The organism is Cohnella sp. GCM10012308, from assembly GCF_042649185.1.
Taxonomy (GTDB): domain Bacteria; phylum Bacillota; class Bacilli; order Paenibacillales; family Paenibacillaceae; genus Cohnella.
The window spans coordinates 21812-42633 of record NZ_JBHRYU010000047.1 but is presented as its reverse complement, the minus strand read 5'-3'; the positions used below and the strand labels follow the sequence as shown (position 1 = coordinate 42633).

The window sequence follows — 20822 nt, the reverse complement described above, 5'->3', positions numbered from 1 at the left end:
AACTATCGCCTCTGCCGCCTCCCCGCCGCGCCGACTCGCAGTCCGATTTTCCGCGTTATGGCGTGACCGTGGTGTCTCACTCTCCCGCCTCTGCGCAGAAAAAACGCCAAGCCCTCGGGGGCTTGGCGTTCATTGCGTCTCTCTTGCATGCTGTTACTTTTGCAGCAAATTGTACACCGACTGCGCGGCTTCGGCGCGGGTCGTTACGCCTTGCGGCGCGAACTGTCCTGCGCCCCGGCCGGACAGCAGGCCGAGCGACGAAGCTTCGGCCACGTACGGCGCCGCCCAAGCGGCGATGCGGTCCGCGTCGGCGAAGCTTGCGCCTGCGCCGGCCGCTGCCGCGGTGCCGTGCAGATAGCGGTACGCCTTCACGATCATCGTCGCCATCTCCTGGCGGGTGATCGCGCCGCTCGGGTCGAACGTGCCGTCGCCGCGGCCCGTCACGATGCCGGCTTCCGCCGCCAGCGCGATCGGCTTCGCGTACCAGGCGCCAGCGGACACGTCGGCGAAGGACTGCGTGCCTTCGTCCGTCAGCTTCAGCGCGCCTGCCAGCAGCTGCGTGAACTCGGCGCGCGTGATCGTGCGGCTCGGCTCGAACGTCGTTTCGCTCGTACCGCCGACAATCTGCTTGGCCGCCAGCTCCTTGATTACGTCGATCGCCCAGTGCGAAGCCGGAACGTCGGCGAAGTTCTTGGAGACTTCAAGCACCGCATACTTGCTGAAGTGTTGAATCTGCGCGACATAAGCGCCGTCTACGTACTTGCTGTCGACATACTGGCGCTGTCCGTTGCCCGCCAGGTAGAAGATGCCGCCGAGCTTCGGATTCGTGACGCCATCCGCCTTCAGCGTCAGCGTGATCGGCGCTTCAAACGTCGTCACGGCCGTGCTGGCATCGCCAACGACGACGGTCAGCGTGAACTCGATAACGTCGCCTGCCAGCTTTACTGCAGTCGCGTCGGTTGAGACGCCGACCGCTTGCGCAGCCGCAGCAGCGTCGACTGCCTTAAACGATACTTGCACCTGCGCATCGCCGAGGCGATCCGCCGGAATCGCTGCCGCCAGCTGCTTCAGCACGGCTGCCGGCAGGTTTAACGACAAGCCGTCAGCTTTAAGCGCCAGGCTTTTGCCTTCCGCCTTGCCGAGCAAGCTTGCCGGCAGCTGCGCCGTCTTCGTGCCGGCAGGCAGCGTCACGGATGCTCCCGCGTCGCCCACCGTCAGCATCTTATCCGTTACTTTCAACTTGCCTTCGGCATCCGGTTGATTCGTCTCTGTAACCGGCGTCGTCACCGGCGGCACATACGGCGGCACATAGATCGGCGCGATCGTCAGGCTCGCCGCTACCGTTGCCGTGCGTTCTTCCGCATCCGTCGCCGTGATCGTCAGCGGGAACGTACCGCTGCTCGTCGGCGTACCGGAGATGCGCAATGTCGCTGGATCGAACGTCAATCCCGTCGGCAAACCGCTTACGCTCCACGTATACGGCTCCGTGCCGCCCGTGGCCGTCAGCGTCAGCGCCTGATCGTACGCGCCGCCTTCATTGCCCGATACGATCGCGCTGCCCGCAGCCGGGGTCACAATCGCCAGTTCTTCCGTCCCCGGATCGACCGGATCCGACGGCGAGACGGTCAGAGATGCCGTCATTTCCCGGGAAACATTGGCGGAATCCGTCACGCGAATGACGACTTCGTACGGGCTGTCGACATCCGTGCCCGCAGCCGGAACGCCGCTAATCTTCTGCGCTCCAGCATCCAGCGCCAGCCCTTCCGGCAGTCCCGTCACCGTCCAGGCGTAAGGCTCCGTGCCGCCATAAGCCGCCAGCTGCACGCTGTATGCCGCGCCAACCTTGGCCGCCGGTACGACTCCGCCTTCCGGCGAGCCGATGCCCAGCACGTCGCCGATGGCCAGCGTGTTCGTGACCGATACCTTCTCGTCGTTCGCATCCGTCGCCGAGATCGTCACCGTATACGGACTGCTATCTACTGCGCCGTCCGCAACGGTGCCCGTGATCTTGCCCGTCGCGGCGTCGAAGCTCAGTCCCTCGGGCAGTCCGGTCACGCTCCACGTATAAGGAGCGGTGCCGCCGCTTGCTTCGAGCGCCAGCGTCTGATCGTACGCCACGCCCGGCTTCGCGGCCGGCAGAGCCGCGCCGTCCACCGGCTTGGCGATGTTCACGGCCGTTTGCGTCACCTGCAGGGAATCGATGCGCAGGTCGGCGGCTTCGAAGACGACGTACACCGTATGCGTACCCGCAGGCGCCGCCGCTACGGCAGCCTCGACTTTCACATAACCAAGTTCATTGACCGTCTGATCGGCGGCCGTCGGCATGACATAAGTCGTCTTGCCCGTGACCGGCACGGCGATCGTCGCGAACGGCTCGGCCGTCGGCGAGTCCGCCCGCAGCGTAATGTTGCCGCCCGCTCCGTTCGTGCCTACGCTTGCTTCGATTTTTTTGGCGCCCGTGAAGTCCGCCTTCGGCAGCGCGACCCAGGAGCCTGCGCCCTTGGACATGACCGCATAAAAAGCGCCTGCTTGCTTGTCTTCCCGCAAGCTCTCGACAGTACGCGCCTTCGAGGCTTCGCGGTACACAACTGCCTGGGAGTTGTACGCATGGTCGAATACGTTAAATGCCGTCTTGGCATCCAGCGTCGCGAGCGCGTCGCCGGAAATCGTGATGTCTTTGGTTGCGCGAATGTCGGCAGAGGAATGGCCCACCATGAACGTGTAAGCGCCGTCCTCGACGATATATTCGCCCTTGTTCACGTCCCAGATCGCCAGATCCTCGGGATCGACGCTGAGCGTGACGATCTTGTGTTCGCCGGCGGTGAGCTCCACTTTATCGTAGGCAACGAGCTTTTTAGCCGGTACCTTGTCGCCGTAGGCGGACCCGTTTTTCCGCGCGTACAGCTGCACGACCTCGGAGGTGGTCAGGGCGCCTTCGTTCGTGATTTCGACGGCAAGATTGAACTTGCCCGCTTTGGACGCCGAGTCCGGCGCGGCAAAGTTGCTGTACGTAAACTCGGCATAACCCAGGCCGTACCCGAACGGATACGTGACCGGCGCCTTCGTATACATGTAGGTCAGCTGCGTCTGAACCGGATCCCCGTCCAGCATGTCCTTGACGTAACGAGGATCCAGCTGGCTCAAGGAAGAGATAGTCGCGTTGCCTTCGGGAATGTCGTATTTATCGATGTTGGGGAGTGCGCTCATATCCGCGTACCAGGTCGTCGTCAGACGGCCGGTAGGGGCATAGTCGCCGTAGAGCACGTCCGTCAATCCCTGCGAATCGAACTCTCCCGCGTAAGGCTGCGTAACGATCGCGGAGATGTTCGGGTCCTTTTGCAGCTGGTCGACAATGACCGGCGAATTCGCCAGGACGACGACGATCGTTTTCTTGTTCTTCGCGGCAAAGGCGGCCGCGACGTTCTTGGCGAGCGCGTAATCGTTCTGTCCCAGATACAGGCTGGCACGGTCGTTGCCTTCCGAAGCGCTGTTTCTAGGATCGGCGCCTACGAATACGAGCGCGTAATCCTGCGTATCGGCCATCGCCGCGATGTCTGCGCCAGGCTGCTTGACCGTCGTCTTTTCAAATTTAACCGCGTCGCCGCGGTCGTTGAAGGCTGCCGCGTTGCCGATGGCGGAAGCCGCGGTCGCAATCATGCCGTCCGAGCTTGCTGCGAGGAAGCGGCCGCTGAAGATACCCGTCTGGAAAGCCAGGCCGCCCGCGACGATGGAAACCGTATTGTCGTTATTCGATTCGAAGCGAAGCTTCGGCGGGATGGTGCTGCTTCTTGCCTTGGCCGTCAGGTTAGACCAGTCCGAATCGGTCAGATACAGCACGGAGGCATTGGAGTTGGCTACGCTCGAGCTGTTCGCGGTCGGCGAGGTGACCCAAAGGCCGTTCGCCTTGGACTGCAAGCCCGTCGCGTTCTGTCCCCAGTCCGCCACCTCGAACAGCTGCGCATCCGTCAGCGCGTTCGCGGCCCCTGCGAAGCTCGCGTTCAGCTGGGAGCCCGCGCCTGTGCCGGCGGTAACGTACTTGCCGTTCAGCACGGACTTCAGCGCGACGACTTCGTTGCCGGACGCATACTTCGCATTGCCCATGCCGATCGTCTTCAAGATGCTGTACAAAGGCGACTTGCTGGCGATGGCGATGTTCGGCGTATTCAAGCCGTTTTGCGCCACGATCCGCGTATCGGCGTACAGTCCGCCGATTGCCGCCTTTTTAGTCTTGGACAGCGGCAGCGCGCCGTCTACGTTTTTCAGCAGGACGACCGTCTCGCGCGCCTCCTGCATGGCCACCTCTTGATGCGCCGGCGTGTTGTAATCCGTCAGCGTCGAGGCGACATCCTTGGCCTGATTCGCGAACGGATATTGCAAAGGCACGCCGCTGGCATCCGTCTCGTTGAATACGCCGATCCGAACCAGCTGGTTAATGAGCGGCCTGCCGGCCTTCTGGACATCCGCCAGCGTGATGCCGTACAGCCCTTCCTTGACGGCATTGGCCAGCGTGACGACGTCGGTCTTGTCCGTGCCGGACGCGCGCGTCGACTCGGACTCCGCCAGCACCATCAGCGCCAGCGCATGCTTGCGGTCGGGCGTGTACTGCGTGTCGTAGCCGTTGCCCGAGTTGCCGCTCGTATACATATGATTCTCGGCGTTAAAATCGGGCGAGGAATACATGCCGAACCGGGCACGCTCGTTGCCCAGCGCCAGGTAAGGGGAGATGATGTTCGGAACGCCGTTCGTGCGCCCGAACGCGGTCATCGCGCCGGCCATGGAGCCCGAGGCGAACGCCTTGAACACCGATGGCGCATGATATTCGTAGATCGCTCTCGCGCTGGCGTTGTAGCTGGCGGATTGGCGGAACCACTCCGCGTTGTACAACGAATAGTGCCGGGTGCCGACGATCGCGCGCTGCCAGAAGCCGTCTTCGCTGACGCTTTGGTTCGTGCCCGCCAGGCCTGCCGACATGCTGTCCACCATGGTGGCGGTCAGATGCGTGTCTTCGCCGTAGCCTTCGGCGAACCGGCCGTTAAGCGGATTGACCCGCATATCCGTAATCGCGGTGAACGCGATCGGCTTGGACGCGCCGGCGCCGTTGTGAATGTTGGACGTGCCTTGCTTCACGTTCAGCTGGCTGATTTTCTCGCTGCCCATCACCTGTCCGACCTGCGCGGCGAGATCTTTGTTCCACGTTTGCCCCAGGCCGAGCAGGGAAGCGAAGTCGGTGGAGACGCCATAGGGGTTGTCCGCCGCCGCGATGCCGCCCGGTACTACTTTTCCTTTGCGCGGATTGTCGTCCATGACGAAGGTATAATTGTCGCGAATGCCCGTCGCGTACAAGGAAGCGCCTTCAAGACCGATATAGTCGAAGTAGGTGTCGACGAAGGCGTTCAGGTGATCGGGGTTGCCGTCGAAAAGCGGCATTCCGTCATAGACGCCCCCTGCCTGCGTTTTGAATGTTACGGCGTTAATTACGTTTAGTCCCTCTTGCGGTTGGGCCGCTTGCGCAGCCGTCGCGAACGCGGAAACGGATAACGCTGCGGCGAGCGTCAGCGACACGGTCCGAAGACCGAATTTCTTTATCCTTGTGCCGGGCTTAGACAATTGACTTCCTCTCCCTTTGATCTGTTTTTGGAATGCGATTGCTGCCTCGCTTTTCCTTAAAAGCGATTTCAGAACCTATGTTAAAGGGCCGCATGGGCATAGAGAATGGAAATACTTAACCTCGGCCATGCAATATTCGGACTTTTTGAAGATTCGTTTCCCGGGCTTCTTCTGTTATAAAAAGACAGCGAAGGCGCGTTCTTCGCGGATCAGAGAAGAGGCGCGGATTAGCAAAGAGGCGCTGCACAGCGCTACTTTGTGCCGATTTGCGGCTCGAATCAGCAAAGAGACGCTCTATAGCGCTACTTTGTGTCGAATGGCGGCGCGGACTAGCAAAGAGACGCTGATCAGCGCCTCTTCGTGCCGATGGCGGCGCGGATCCGCAAAGAGACGCTGCTCAGCGTCTCTTCGTGCCGATTGGCGGCGCGGATCAGCAAAGAGACGCTGTACAGCGTCTCTTCGCGCCATTGGGCGCAGTTAGCCGGTTTTTCCCGCTATCTCCACACGCAACCTGCACTTCTTGGCGCAGTTAGCCGGTTTTTCCCGCTATCTCCGCACGCAACCAGCGCTCCTTGGCGCAGTTAGCCGGTTTTTCCGGTTAACTCCACACTCCACCTGCGTTCCTTGGCTCAGTTAGCCGGTTTTTCCGGTTAACTCCACACTCAACCTGCGCTCCTTGGTGCAGTTAGCCGGTTTTTCCGGTTAACTCCACACTCAACCTGCGCTCCTTGGTGCAGTTAGCCGGTTTTTCCGGTTAACTCCACACTCAACCTGCGCTCCTTGGCTCAGTTAGCCGGTTTTTCCGGTTAACTCCACACTCAACTCGCACCACAGCAAAAAGGCGCTCCTCAGCGCCTCTTCGCACCATTTGCGGTTTACTTTAGCCTCAGGCTTCACCCTTAAGCCATCGACGTTCGTTCCAACGTTTCACGCGCCATGCTCAGCCCTTGACCGAGCCCGCCGTCATCCCTTCGATGATGTAGCGCTGCAGGAACAGATAGACGATCAGAATCGGGAGCATGACCGACAGCAGATCGGCAAAGACGTACTGCCACTCCGTCCCGTACTGGGAGACGAAGTTGTACACGGAGAAAGGCAAGGTCCACTTGCTGCTGTCGCTGATGATGTACAGCGTATTCGCGAAGTCGTTCCATGCGTAGATGGAGACGAAAATCGTCACCGTAGCGATCGAAGGCTTGAGCAGCGGGAAGATGACCCGGCTGAACGTGTAAAATCCGCTGGCGCCGTCGATCGTAGCCGCCTCGTCGAGTTCTCTCGGCAGCGTCCTGACGAAGCCGCTCATGATGAAGATGGTTAGCGGCAAGTATAATGCCGTTAAGAATAAGATCAGGCCGATAAACTCGCCCGAGATATGCAGGGACTTGAGCAGCTTGATCGACGGAATCATCGACGGAGGCGCGATCATCCCCGCGAAAAAGAAGATGAACAAAAACGAAACCCAGCGCCCGTGCCGCCTTGACACGAAATAAGCGCTCATCGACCCGGCGCCGATCGTCAGTATCACCGTGGATAACGTCACCAACACGCTGTTCTTGAACCCGTTCAGCAAGCGGCCTTCGACGAATACTGTCTTGTAGTTCGACCACATCCACTCGCTCGGCAGACTGAGATTGAGCTTCGCCGCTTCGGCCGGATTTTTGAGCGATCCGAGCACGACGAGCAGGAGCGGCAGCAAAATAACGAGACTGCCCAATACCGCCAGCACGGTGCGCAGCCATGGTCCGTATCGCGATGTCATACCGCCGTCTCCCCTCTCCGCATCAGCTTCACCAGCAGCACCGAGACGATGCCGACCGACAGGAACAAGATGACGTTTGCCGCAGTGCCGTACGCATACAGACCCGAGCCGAACTGTTTGAAAATAAACGTGTTCATGACTTCGGTCGCGCCGCCCGGGCCGCCGCCCGTCGTCACGTAGATCAGCTCGAACGTCTTCATCGAACCGATCATGCTGAGCAGCACGCTGATCGTCACGACCGGCGCCAGAATCGGCATGACGACATAACGGAGACGCTGGCCGTACGTCGTGCCGTCGATGACGGCGGCCTCCAGCATATCCTTGGAGATGCCTTGAAGGCCCGCCAGATAGAGCGCCATCGAGGAGCCTGCCCACTGCCATACGTTAACCGCCGTCACCGAATACAGCGCGAGCTTGGGATCGCCGAACCAGTCCTTCGTCAACGACGATAGCCCGATTTGATCCAGCAGCTGGTTAAAGATGCCGTCCGGATGCAGCACGATCGTGAACATATAGCCGACGACAAGCGCGCTCAGGATGCACGGCATAAAAAACACGCTTCGGAAAAAGTTGCGTCCGGCCAGCTTCGCGTTCAGAAAGAGGGCCAGGAGCACGCCCAGCCCGTTCTGAAAGATCGTGACGATCGCCGCGTAGATAACCGTATGCTTCATGGCGGTGTACATCGCTTTGGTGCGGAACAGATCGACGAATTGATCGAAGCCGATCACCTTGATGCTGTCTTTGTAAGGAGACCAGTCCGTCAACGAATAATAGAAGCCGGACGCCGTCGGAAAAATGTAGAGCACTGCGTATATGACGAGCGCGGGAACGATTAACCAAACGGGATACATCTTTCTATGCAGCATGGTTCCTCACACTCCTTCCGTACGGGGGCTTTCTATTAGAAGCCGGCGACGCCCGCCGCTTTTGCCCCTTTATCTATGTTAGACTGTACGCCCGCAGCCACTTCCTTGGCCGACAATTGGCCGCCGTACAGCTGCTGCAGCAGGCTCTGATAATCGCCGATGTCGACGACGGACAGCGCGTTGAAGAACGGAACCGCCTTGCCACTCTCGACATACGCGTTCATATCCGAAGTGCCCGGGTTCAGATCGACGGTCAGACCGGTCCAGGTCGGGATCGACTTGACGGTGTTGAAGTACTTGGAGAGCTCGTCCTGGCTGCTGAAAAACTTGACGAAATCCATGGCGGCTTCGACGTTTTTGGAGTTTTTAAGCACGTACAGGCCGTTCGGGTCGGAGATCGACGCATAATTGTCGCCGTCCCACGGCAGCGGGAACATGCCGATCTGCGCGTCCGGGTATTTCTCGATTAGCGGGCTCACGGCCCAGTCCGCCTGGAAGATCATTGCGGCTTTGCCGGTGGCGAGCTGCTCCAGCGACATGTCGTAGGTGCCGGAGAACAGGTCTTTGTTCACGTAACCTTTTTTCTGCAGGTCGGCTTGCTTCTGAAGCGCGTCGACGTACTCGGGCACCTGATCGAAGGTCGTCTGGCGCGTGTTGATCTTCTCCATCAGATCCGGCTGCTTGTTGATGACGTCGGCCATCGCGCTGAAGGTGAAGAGCTGCAGCGGCCAGCCTTCTTTGCCCGCCTCGTAGATCGGCGTGATGCCGGCGGCTTTGATCTTATCGCTCGCGGCGAGCAGCTCGTCGTAGGTTTTCGGAATCTCGATGCCGAGGTCCGCAAACACCTTTTTATTGTAGAGAACGCCGCCGACGCTCAGTCCCGTGACCGGAATGCCGTACAGCTTGCCGTCCGTCTTGAGGAAGTACTTGCTGACGGCCGGGTTGATGCGGGAGGCGAACTCTTCGTTGCTGAGGTCGACCAGGTTCTTTTCAGGCTGCAGCTGCTTGATCGAGCCTTCCTGGCTCCAGTAGAAGAGCAGGTCGGGCGCATCCTGCGTGGCCAGGCGCGTATTCACCAGATCCTTGTAATTGTTGACGGGTGCGCTCTGGATATCGAGCGTGTTGCCCGATTGCTTTTCGTAGTCGTCGAATACCGTCTGCCACTTTTTCTCTTTCAGCCAGTCGCTGGCGACGAGCACCTTCAGCTTGACCGGCTTTTTATCTGTCGCCTGCGTGGATGCAGGGGCCGATGCGGAAGCCGATGCCGACCCGCTTGCCTCGCTGCTTGGGGAAGCGCTGCTCTCGCTATTATTGTTGTTGCCTTGTCCGCACGCCGCCAGCAGCATCGTGCATCCGAGCAGGACCGCTACCGCTTTATTGCCTTTATACATGTTAACCCCTCCGCTAATTGGCCTTGATTGCTTCCTCATCATAGTGCCTGGCGAAAAATTGCGGAATGGAAATACTGAACTTGCCCCCTGTAATTTTCGAACCTCCCGGAATCGCCGGCAGTCCTCATGATACAATGCGACTAGGAGGGGAAGGCATGCAGGTCACCATTCAGACGCGGCTGTTTCTAAGCTTCACGCTCCTATGTTCCATCCTCGTGGCATGCAGCAGCTATCTGTTTTACACGCAGACTTCCAAGGATCTGATGGAACGCGGGGAAGAAATGAACCGGCAGCAGCTGTTCCGCTATCAGGAAGCGCTCGATCATCTCATTGAGGATCTGGACCGCATCTCGGCGCAGGTCATCTATAGCTCCGATATTAAAAATTACTTGCTTGAGCAAAGCGAGGAAGACACGTCGACTTACCAGAGCTTCACGAAACGCAAAAAATACGAGGACCTGCTCGCCTCGCTCAACGGCCCTTGGTTCATCGCCACGCAGATCAGCCTGATCAAGCTGGACGGCTTTTTTCTGACCTACGGACAGAATATGAACACCGTCTCCGATCTAAAAGGTCAGATGAAAGGGGCGGCCTGGATTAAAGACGCGCTGGCGCTGGACGGGGAAAAGCTGCTCGTTCCGCCGCACCGCAGCGAATGGCAGGACAACCATCCTTTTCATTTTTCCCTCGTCCGCAGCTTCCGATTCCCGCCCTCTCAGCCCCCTGCAGTGGTAGAGGTTCAGCAGACTTACGATCTGCTGGAGGAGACGATGGAGACCGGGCGGAACGCGGATTCGAAGGCCAGGGTCTTCGTTATAAATGACCGCGGCAGCCTCTTCTACCCCGCCGGGACGGACGGCGCCGAGAAGCCGGTCATTCCCGCAGGGTCCGGGAGCATCGAAGAGGTCAAACGGACGGACGACGGGGAAGCGGACATCTGGAGCCGGCTCCGGTCGGACTACAGCGGCCTCACGGTCGTGATCCAGCAGCCCAAGACGGAGTTCATGCAGCCGATCGCGCACCTGAGGCGGATCACCTGGATACTGGCGCTGCTGGGCGAACTCGTCTCGCTCGCCATCGCCTACGTGCTGTCCGCCAACATCTCCTCTCCGATCCGGTACTTGCAGAAGCGGCTGGAGAAATTGAATATCGACAACGTCAACACGTTTCCCGTCAAAAAGCTGAAGAGCACCAAGGAAATCGCCATTCTCTATTCGACGTTCGAGGATATGAAGGAGCGGCTCAACCATTCGCTCAACGAGATGATCCAGGCGCAGAAACGGGAAAATCTGGCCCACCTGCAAGCGATGTACGCGCAAATGAACCCGCATTTCCTGTTCAACACGCTGACCTCGATGGCCTCTTATGCGGACGAATCGGGCTTCCCGGAGTATGCCCGGATCTCGCAGCAGCTGAGCGGCATGCTTCGCTACTCGACGAACGCGTTGTCCGACTCGGTGACGCTGAAGCAAGAGATGCAATATACGGTGCAGTACATGGCGCTCATGCAGTTCAGGTACGAGGGGCAATTCAGCTACGAGGTCCGGGTCGAGCCGGCGCTCGAAGAAGAACCGGTGCCCAAGTTCCTGCTCCAGCCGCTCGCCGAGAATGCGTTCTCGCACGGCTTCCAGCAGTCGCGCCCGCCATGGATCATTACCATCGGAGTGACGCTTGCCGGGGATGGTTCGGCCTTGGCGATCCGGATCGAAGATAACGGCTCCGGCTTCACCGAGGAAGCGTACGCGGAGACGACGGCCCTGATCGGCGAGTTAAACGAAGGCAAGATCCGGCAGCTCGAGATGCTGTCGGCGCAAGGCCTCGGCCACCTCGGCATCGTCAATACGCTGACGCGCTGCAGGCTGTTCTGGAACGAACGCGTACGTTTCGAGCTGGAAAACCGCGCGCAAGGGGCGGCTTTTATCATTACCGTGAGGAGGTCGTCCTGAATGTTCCGAATGATCATCGTCGAAGACGAGCCCCGGATCCTGCGCAACCTCAAGGAAAAAGTCAAATCGCTCGGTCCGGACTTCAAGGTCGTCGGCGCCTACAACAACGGAGAAGACGCGCTGGTGGAATTGCATTGGACGCAGCCGCACGTGCTGCTCACCGATATCCGCATGCCGGTCATGAACGGATTGGAGCTGATCGCGCAGGTCAAGGCGAAGCTGCCGGACGTCCAGTTCGCGGTGCTGAGCGGGCACCATGATTTTCAATATTTGCGGGAAGCCATTCAGCTGGGCGTGACCGATTACTTGCTCAAGCCCGCCACGGACGAGGATATCGGCAGCCTGCTCGGCAAGCTGAAGGAGAAGCTGCTGCTGAATCAGTCGCTGCTCGAACGGGAGATCGCCAGGCAGCTGCTCGAGTCGGCGCAGGAACCGGACATGCCGGGTTTGTCGTGGAAGGAGATCGCGCAGGAGCTTTTTTATCACGGCAATTATATCGTCGCGTACGCCTGGAGTCCGCTCGGCGACCTGCCGGCCGGCCTCGAAGCCGCCTGTTCGCCGCTGCTGCGGGAAGGGGAAAATCGTATCCCGCTTCCTTCTGCGGCGGGCAATGAACACATCTCGCTGTTCGGCGTTCATTCGCTCTCGCCCGAGCGGCGCAATGAGTGGACGCAGGCGCTGACGGAACGGCTCCAGAACGAGCAAGGGATTACGGTGCTGCTGGCGGTGTCGGTCAAGGGCATTCAGCCGGTTCCAGCTCTGCTGGCCGAATGCAAAAAGCTCGCCTTGACGGCAAGCCGATTCCCTGCGAGCTGCCAATGGACGCGCGACGTCGCGCCGGAGGAGACGGGCCCCATCCTGGAGCAGCTTCAACCGGCTTTGTCGCGGATGGCGCCGTTTATCGTGAAGCATCAGCGGCAGTTGTTCGTCAAAGAGCTGGAGTCGCTGTTCCAGCCGGGACGCGCCCTGCCGAAGACGAGGAAAGGCTGGGAGGAGCTGCTACTCTACGCCTCTCACTCGCTGCACGGCTTGCAGTCAGACGCCTTTAAAACCGAATTTGCCGGCAAACAAGCGATGGAATCCGAGCTGCGCGAGGAAGTGTGGCGGGCCAAGGGTCCGGCGGAGTTGTTGGTACAAGTGAAGGAGATTTGGAGCGCCTATTTCTTCAAGGTAGATCCGGATCAGGCGTCGGCGCGGGACTGGGCCGAGGAAGCCAAGTCGTACATGGAAGGGCATTTTCACGAAAACATCTCGCTCACCGCGATCGCGGAATCGTTTCAGCTGCACCCGGCCTATTTGAATCGCGTCTTCAAACGCGCCTATCGCCTTTCCATTCCCGACTATCTGCTCCATCTGCGCATGGAGGAAGCCTGCCGGTTCATGAAGGCGCACCCGTTCGTGCTGATCAAGGAGATCGCCGAGCATGTGGGGTATTCGGACCCGTTTTATTTCAGCAAAGTATTCAAGCAGCATACCGGCGCAAGTCCGAGCGATTATCGGAGCGGCAAGCCGTGACGGGCAGCATGTAAACCGCGCAGTGGCGCTTTTGCTTGTTAGATGCACAATTTTTGTGCATCCTACGGCAGCATCGGCCGAGCGGCGGCGCTTCTGCTTGTTAGATGCACAATTTTTGTGCATCTTGCGGCAGCATTGGCCGCGCGGCGGCGCTTCTGCTTGTTAGATGCACAATTTTTGTGCATCTTGCGGCAGCATTAGCCGCGCGGCGGCGCTTCTGCTTGTTAGATGCACAATTTTTGTGCATCTTGCGGCAGCATTAGCAGCGAGGCCGCGCTTCTGCTTGTTAGATGCACAATTCTTGTGCATCTTGCGATAACACTGGCCGCGCGGCGGCGCTCCCGGTTCATAGATGCACAATTCTTGTGCATCTTGCGATAACACTGGCCGCGCGGCGGCTCTCCGGGTTCATAGATGCACAATTCTTGTGCATCTTGCGATAACACTGGCCTCGCGGCGGCGCTCCCGGTTCATAGATGCACAATTCTTGTGCATCTTGCGATAACACTGGCCGCGCGGCGGCTCTCCGGGTTCATAGATGCACAATTCTTGTGCATCTTGCGGCAGCATTGGCTGCGCGGCGGCGCCCCTACTCGGCTGTCGCCGGTGTCGCCATCGCTGCCCGCCAGCCGCCAAATGCCGTAATGTCCTCGGCCCCCCGCTCCGCCCAGCCTTCGCAGATGAAGCCGGGCACTTCCGTTCCGTCCGCCAGCTCCACCTTGCCGATCCCGAGCGGCCCCGGAATCGCCGCCGCGAAGGATCCGAAGCGGGCGAGCGGCATCTCCCACAGCTCAACCGAGATGGCGGCGCCGCCAGCGGTCTGCTTCAGCAGACCCGGCTTGGCCGGTTGCGTGGGCAGCCGTACCAGCTTGTACTTGGCGATCGTATACGCTTCGCGAATAAACGTCGCGCCATGCGCCTTCATCTGCGCTTCGAGCGGGAAGCCTCGCATGTGCAAGCCGCAGACGGCTACGAGCGTCACGGGCTCGTGGTCGGGATCGTGGTTGGGCTCATAGTTGGGCTCGTAGTTGGACTCGTGGTTGGGCTCATAGTTGGGCTCATAGTTGGACTCGTGGTAGGGCTCGTAGTTGGGCTCGTAGTTGGGCTCGTAGTTGGGCTCGTAGTTGGGCTCGTGGTTGAGCTCGTAGTTGGGCTCGTAGTTGGGCTCGTGGTCGGGCTCGTAGTTGGGCTCGTAGTTGGGCTCGTAGTTGGGCTCGGCTTTTGGCTCACGCGCTGACGCCGGCTCGGGCTCCGGCTGCGATTCCGGTTCCGGCTTCGCATGCCATGGGTCGTCGCCATAGCGCTCCGCAAGCCCGACGAGCAGATCCTCTTGCCCCGACAAAGCAAACAGCGTAATGCCGAACGGCAGCTTCTCGCCTGCGAGCCCGGCGGGGACGGCAACGGCACATAAGTCGAGCAGGTTGCAATGGTTCGTGTAAAGGCCCATCGCGCGATTGGTCGCAATCGGGTCCTGTCTCGCTTCGTCGCGAGTCCAGGTTCCGCCTGCCGTCGGCAAGACGAGCGCGCCGCCCGCGAGCAGCTGCTGCGCCTGACGCTTCAAAGCCTGCAGCCGATGCTGCGCCTTGAACAGGCGGGCGGCATGGTACGTCGGATCGGCGCCCGTCCGCAGAATCCGCTCCGTCACGGGAAACGCGCTGCCCGGATGCGACTCGACGAATTCGCCGAGCGCCGCCCAGCGTTCGGCAACCCACGGCCCTTCGTATAATAGCGCGGCGGCCTCATCGAACAATGCCATGTCCACGTATGCCACCGCGATGCCGAGCCGCTCAAGCTGCGCCTTCGCGCGCTCCCAAGCGAGACGATAGCCGTCTGCGAACGGACCGTAGAACGCCGGCGGCTCGCTCGGGAGGTAGACCTTGGCGGGAAGACTTGGTTCCGAGCCCTGCCGGCGCGGAATGTCCTTCGACCAAGGATCGTGCGGCGCCAGGCCTCGAACGGTCCGGTCGACCAGGTCGGCTTCGTCCAGCCGATGCGCGAAAACCGTGATGCAGTCCAGGCTCTCGCAGGCCGGCACCATCCCCGCGACCGGCCAGGCGCCGACGCTCGGCTTCCAGCCGACGAGCCCGTTAAGCGCCGCGGGCACGCGGCCGGAACCGGCCGTATCGGTGCCTAGTGCAAACGCCGCCTGGCCCCGAGCCACCGCGACCGCCGAGCCGGAGCTCGAGCCGCCGCTGATCAGCTCCGGGCGCAGCGCGTTGCGCGCCTCGCCGTATGGGCTGCGCATGCCGACCAGCCCGGTGGCGAACTGGTCGAGATTCGCTTTGCCGACCGGAACCGCGCCCGCCTCGATCAACCGCTGCACGACCGTCGCATGCGCGGACGGCACATACGCATAGTCCGCGCAGCCGGCCGTCGTCGGCACGTTCGCCACGTCGATGTTATCCTTGACGGCGAACGGAATGCCCCATAATGGCGCCTGCTTCAGATCCAGCTCGTCGAGCCGCGCAAGGTAAGGCTCGATCGCATCCAGCGTCGGCGGACTGATCCAGATGTTCATGTCCCGGTCCGCTTCGGCGCGCCGGACGATCTCGGCCGCCACGTCGCGCGGCGTCAGCCGGCCGCTCTCGTACTGCGATTTTAACCAATCCACCGTCAGTTGCTCCGCGAATTCGAACGCAGTCTCGCTCATACCACCGCCAGCTCCTTCTCCTCAGACTTGGCGATGCCCACGACCAGCTGCCCGGCATGCACCGTATCCCCCGGCTTCACGTGAACCGAGTGAACGATGCCGTCGTACGGCGCATTCTGGGAAAATTCCATTTTCATCGACTCGACGATGAACAGCGTGTCGCCCTTGCACACCCGCTCGCCCGTTACGACCTGTACCTTCCACATGCTGCCCGGCATCGAGCAGCGGACCGCGTCGACCTCTTCCGGCAGCTCGTCGTCGCTTGCCGCCTTGCTCGGTTCCTGCTCCGACACGTATTCCGCCAGCCCCCGCGTCTTCCAGTCCTCGCGTTCCTCCCGGAACGCCCGCTGCTGCTGCGCGCGGAACTGTCCGGCGCTCTCTTCTATTGAAGAAAGGAACTGCAAATACTCGCCCAGATCGAACGTCGTCTCCGTAATGTCCGCCTCGAAGCGACCTCGGAGGAAATCCTCCCGCAGGACGAGCAGCTCCTCCGCGCTGACCGGATAGAACTGGATCTGGTCGAAAAACCGGAGCAGCCACGGCTTGCCGGACACGAAGCTGGCCGTCGTGCGCAGCTTGTTCCACATCTGGATCGTACGGCCGACGAATTGGTAGCCGCCCGGCCCTTCCATGCCGTAGACGCACATGTAGGCGCCGCCGATGCCGACGGCATTTTCCGGCGTCCAGGTGCGGGCCGGATTATACTTGGTCGTCACGAGCCTGTGCCGAGGATCGAGCGGCGTGGCGAGCGGCGCCCCCAGGTAAACGTCGCCGAGGCCGAGCACGAGATAGCTGGCGTCGAACACGATGCGCTGCACGTCGTCGATGCCGGCGAGTCCGTTCACCCTGCGGATGAACTCCAGGTTGCTCGGGCACCAAGGGGCGTCGGGGCGCACGTTCTGCTGGTAGCGATCGATCGCGAGCTGCGTCGCCGGATCGTCCCAGGACAGCGGCAAGCGGACGATGCGGGACGGCACTTGGATCGAAGCGAGCGGCGGCAGCCCGGCGTCCAGCTCAAGCAGCTGCATGGCGACGCGGCTGACCGTCGTGCGCTTCGGATCGATACGCACCTGCACCGAGCGGACGCCGGGCGTCAGATCGAGCGCGGGAATGGCGTCCTGGGCGCGGATCGCTTCGATCAGCGCATGCACCTGGAAGCGCAGCAGCAGGTCGAGCTCGAGCGAGCCGTATTCGACGAGCAGGTTCTCGTCGCCGCTGCAGCGGATCGTTATCCTGAAGTTCCGCCCTTCGGACGCGCTATGCAGAATCGGATATTCGGGCGTGAATGCTGCGGCTTCCTCCGGGAGCGTCAAGATTCGCAGTTCCTCGCGGCCGCCTTCCGCGATCGTCTGCAGCTGCGCTTCCTGAACGCGCCGCATCTCCTCCGCTTGCTCCAGCGTGACGAGCCGGAAGCGAACCCCGTCGCCGGCATGCAGCTGGCCGAGCTTCCAGAACTCCGCCGAAGCGGTCGTCACCGGGCAGACGAAGCCGCCGAGACTCGGTCCGTCCGGGCCGAGCAGAATCGGCATGTCGCCGGTCAAGTCGAGCGTCCCGATCGCATAAGCGTTGTCGTGAATGTTGGACGGATGCAGCCCTGCTTCTCCCCCGTCCTCGCGCGCCCAGAGCGGCGCCGGGCCGATGAGCCGGACGCCCGTGCGGGAGCTGTTGAAGTGGACTTCGAAGCGCGTTGCCGCAAGCTGCTCCAAATATTCCGGCTTGAGGAATTCCCCCGTGCAGTGCGGACCGGGAATGACGCCGATCGTCCATTCCCGCGCGATCGCGGGGCGGTAAGCTTCGGGCAACCCGAGCAGCCGCGGAGGCGCCTTGCCTTCCCGGCTTTCCCGGCGCACATTCAGCACGTCGCCGGCACGCAGCGCGCGGCCGCCGTGTCCGCCGAAGCCGCCGAGCGTGAAGGTCGACGCGCTGCCCAGCGTCAGCGGCATGTCGAAGCCGCCGGCGACGAGCAGGTAGGCGCGCAAGCCCTCGCCCGCTTCGCCGAAGGACAGCACCTGGCCGCGCTCCGCCCGTACCGGCTCGTACATCGGAATCGGCGCGTCGTCCAGCGCCGGCTTCATGTCCGCGCCGGCGACGCACAGCCACATGGACTCGCGGAACTTATAAGCGCCGCCGCGCAGCGTCAGCTCCAGGCCGCTCGCGTCCTCGGGGTTGCCGAGCAGCGCGTTGCCCGTGCGGAAGGCGAGCGGATCCATCGGTCCGCAAGGCGGCACGCCGACGTCCCAGTAGCCGGCGCGTCCCGGCCAATCCTGCACGGTCGTCTGCACGCCGCCATCCAGCACCTCGATCGCCGACTCGCCGGGGGCGAAGTCGCCGAGCAGCTGCGTGAACACGTCGCCATCCGCGAAAGCCGGTTCGTCCAGCAGCGCCTCGACGTACTGCAGGTTCGTCGTGATGCCGTAAAAGCGCGTCTCGGAGAGCGCCCGCTTCAGCTTCGCGATCGCATCGGCGCGATCCGTCCCGTGCACGATGACCTTGGCGAGCATCGGATCGTACAACGTCGTGACCGTAATGCCGTCGCGCACCCACGTCTCGTTGCGCGCATGCGCGGACAACCGCACCTGGTCGAGCTGTCCCGCGCTCGGGCGGAACTGCTGCAGGCAGTCTTCGGCGTAGACGCGCGCTTGAATGCTATGTCCGGCAGGCTCCCCGAACAGCGTCTCCAGATCACGCAGCTCGTCGGCCGCCTCGCGGATCATCCACTCGACGAGATCGATGCCGAGCACCTCTTCGGTGACGCCGTGCTCGACCTGAAGCCGCGTGTTGACCTCGAGGAAATAAAAGCGGAGACTGGCCGGATCGTAAAGGAATTCGACCGTGCCGGCGCTACGGTAGCCGGCTTCGCCCGCCAGCCGCCGCGCGCTGGCGAGCATCTCGGCTCTGACGTCGGCCGGGAAGCTGGGCGCCGGGCTCTCCTCGACGACCTTCTGGTTGCGGCGCTGCACGGAGCAATCGCGCTCGCCGAGCGCGACGACCTCGCCGAACCGGTTGCCGAAGATCTGGACCTCCACGTGGCGCGCTTTAGCGATATACTTTTCCAGGAACACGCCGCCGTTCTTGAAGTTCGTCTCCGCCAGGCGCCGCACGCTGTCGAACGCCGCGAGCAGCGCCTCTTCGTCCGCGCAGACGCGCATCCCGATGCCGCCGCCGCCGGCGGTGCTTTTCAAGATAACCGGATAGCCGATCGCATCCGCATGCGCGATCGCTTCGTCCAGCTCCGTGATGAGCGGCGTACCCGGCAGGAGCGGCACTCGGGCCTTCGTCGCGAGCTCCCGGGCCGAGTGCTTCAGTCCGAACGCTTCCATCTGCGCCGCGGAAGGTCCGATGAACGCAATGCCGCTCTCCTCGCAAGCCCGGGCAAAGTCCGCATTTTCGCTCAGAAAGCCGTAGCCCGGATGGATCGCGTCAACGCCGCGCTCCTTCGCGATGTTGAGGATGAGCTCCGCGTTCAGGTAGCTTTCCTTGGCCGGACCGTCCCCGATCAGAACGGCTTCGTCGGCATGATCGACATGCAGACTATCTTGGTCGGCAGTCGTATAGACGGCGACGGACGCGATCCCGAGCTTGCGCAACGTGCGCTCGATCCGGACGGCAATGGCGCCCCGGTTGGCGATCAATACTTTGTTGAACATGGCGTTCGTCTCCTTTTTCCCCTCAAGGCGCTTGATGACCGCTCGTCGTTACTCGTTCCAGATGAGGACGCGGATCGGCGTCGGATTGTAGGCGTTGCACGGATTGTTCAGTTGCGGGCAGTTGCTGATCAGCGCCGTCGTCCGACCGTGAGACAGCAGCTCCACGTAAGCCCCCGGCGACGAGACGCCGTCGTCGAACTTCAGGCCGCCCTCGGGCGTGACCGGCACATTCATGAAGAAGTTAATGTTCGGCGCCAGATCCCGCTTGCCGTAGCCGCCGCCCCGCTTCGCCAGCTGGAGCATAAAAGTGTCGCGGCAGTTGTGCATGTATTCTTTCTCGTGCGCGTAGCGGACGGTGTTGCTCTGCGCCGAGCAGGAACCGCCTAACGTGTCGTGCCTGCCGCAGGTGTCGGCGACGATCGTGAGCAGCGCCTTCCCGGACTCCGCTAGCAGGACCGATCCCGTCGTAAGATAGATGTTGCCCTGCATGGCGATCGTCGCTGCCGCCGCATAATGATCCTCCGGATAATCGGCGTCGTAAAATAGCGTGTCCGCGGCCTGGTTGCCTTCCAGATCGACGATCCTCAGCACCTGTCCGGGCTCCAGATCGCGCATCCATCCGTCTCCGGCCGGAATGATGTCGTCATAGACCGCCTGCTCCGGCTTGCGCGGACTTTCTACTCGGTGAAATGCGCCCATTCTCTTTTCCTCCCCTGTGCCCGATTAGATAAGCGAATAATAATTCCATGTATTCTCGAATGCCCGGCGGTTCTCGTCGCGGCGGTTGACGCATGCGTCATCCTCGCGAACCGGCTCCGCTTGCGTCACTTCCAGCCTCACGGGAACCGAAGGGTATAACGCGCGCCCGTCCAGCGGATTCGGCGTGTTCGACAGCGCCAGGACGACGTCCATCTCCGTTCGGAGCGTCACCGACGCCCCTGCCGGACAGTGTTCTTGCTCATAGTGCATCGCGCCGTTCTCGTCGCAGTACACTTTGGAAAACAGGTTGACGACCGGCATCATGTCGCGCATGCCCAGTCCGTGACGGGTCAGCTCGACCGCGAAGTTCTCCTGGCCGCTGCGCAGCCAGTCGTTGCGGAGCGCCTGGTAGGTCGTGCGGCCGTATCGGTCGTCCGTTAGCGCTCTTGTCGTATAACCGCCGATCGGATCGTGCCAGCCGAGCTCGTCTTGCACGATGCTGGCGAGCACTCGGCCGTTGTCGCTCATAAGCGTATGCCCCGTCGTCAAATGCGCCGTATATTGGGCCTTTAACGTATCCGGCATGTTGTAGCGCTCGGTCAGATCGTGCGCGTGGAACAGCATCAGCGACACGTTCGCCCCGGCCTCCAGTGCCGTGAAGCGAAGCTGCTTGCCGCGTCCGATGCGGCCCGACCATTTTCCCCCTGCGCCGATGACAGTGTTCAACATCCTGATCCTCTCT

Annotated in this window: 10 protein-coding genes; 2 read left to right on the top strand and 8 right to left on the bottom strand. The window is 61.5% G+C overall.

Features of this window, described 5'->3' with window-relative positions; genetic code table 11:
• Window positions 1-153: 153 nt before the first annotated feature.
• The 4 genes from ACFOTD_RS31810 to ACFOTD_RS31795 all read right to left on the bottom strand — a co-directional run bounded on the left by ACFOTD_RS31810 (window position 154) and on the right by ACFOTD_RS31795 (window position 9623).
• The gene (locus tag ACFOTD_RS31810) at window positions 154-5607 is read right to left on the bottom strand and encodes an S-layer homology domain-containing protein (RefSeq protein WP_378123992.1); all 5454 of its coding nucleotides are present in this window, start codon (window positions 5605-5607) and stop codon (window positions 154-156) included.
• 940 nt (window positions 5608-6547) lie between these two features.
• On the bottom strand, window positions 6548-7366 hold the full coding sequence (locus tag ACFOTD_RS31805; RefSeq protein WP_378123991.1) for a carbohydrate ABC transporter permease: 819 nt from the start codon (window positions 7364-7366) through the stop codon (window positions 6548-6550).
• Entirely contained in the window at window positions 7363-8232 is an 870-nt protein-coding gene (locus ACFOTD_RS31800; RefSeq protein ID WP_378123990.1) for a carbohydrate ABC transporter permease, read from the bottom strand. Before ACFOTD_RS31800 ends, ACFOTD_RS31805 begins: the two co-directional genes overlap by 4 nt.
• Before the next feature lie 35 nt (window positions 8233-8267).
• Window positions 8268-9623, bottom strand: coding sequence for an ABC transporter substrate-binding protein (locus tag ACFOTD_RS31795; RefSeq protein ID WP_378123989.1), 1356 nt, complete (start codon window positions 9621-9623; stop codon window positions 8268-8270).
• 155 nt (window positions 9624-9778) lie between these two features.
• On the opposite strand from ACFOTD_RS31795, the gene ACFOTD_RS31790 reads away from it, so the two are divergent.
• Entirely contained in the window at window positions 9779-11569 is a 1791-nt protein-coding gene (locus ACFOTD_RS31790) for a sensor histidine kinase (protein ID WP_378123988.1), read from the top strand.
• Window positions 11570-13084, top strand: a complete 1515-nt coding sequence (locus ACFOTD_RS31785; RefSeq protein WP_378123987.1) for a response regulator transcription factor — start codon at window positions 11570-11572, stop codon at window positions 13082-13084.
• 589 nt (window positions 13085-13673) lie between these two features.
• On the opposite strand, the gene ACFOTD_RS31780 is transcribed toward ACFOTD_RS31785, so the two are convergent.
• From ACFOTD_RS31780 to ACFOTD_RS31765, 4 genes are read right to left on the bottom strand one after another with little or no spacing between them, the layout of a single operon-like run.
• On the bottom strand, window positions 13674-15734 hold the full coding sequence (locus ACFOTD_RS31780) for an allophanate hydrolase (RefSeq protein WP_378123986.1): 2061 nt from the start codon (window positions 15732-15734) through the stop codon (window positions 13674-13676).
• The gene (gene uca, locus ACFOTD_RS31775; protein ID WP_378123985.1) at window positions 15731-19381 is read right to left on the bottom strand and encodes an urea carboxylase; all 3651 of its coding nucleotides are present in this window, start codon (window positions 19379-19381) and stop codon (window positions 15731-15733) included. The genes ACFOTD_RS31780 and uca overlap by 4 nt, the downstream gene beginning before the upstream one ends.
• Before the next feature lie 48 nt (window positions 19382-19429).
• Window positions 19430-20080 carry an urea amidolyase associated protein UAAP2 gene (locus ACFOTD_RS31770; protein ID WP_378123984.1) on the bottom strand — a complete coding sequence of 217 codons (651 nt, stop codon included), beginning with the start codon at window positions 20078-20080 and terminating at the stop codon, window positions 19430-19432.
• Window positions 20081-20104: 24 nt separating this feature from the next.
• The gene (locus ACFOTD_RS31765; RefSeq protein WP_378123983.1) at window positions 20105-20809 is read right to left on the bottom strand and encodes an urea amidolyase associated protein UAAP1; all 705 of its coding nucleotides are present in this window, start codon (window positions 20807-20809) and stop codon (window positions 20105-20107) included.
• Window positions 20810-20822: the final 13 nt, after the last annotated feature.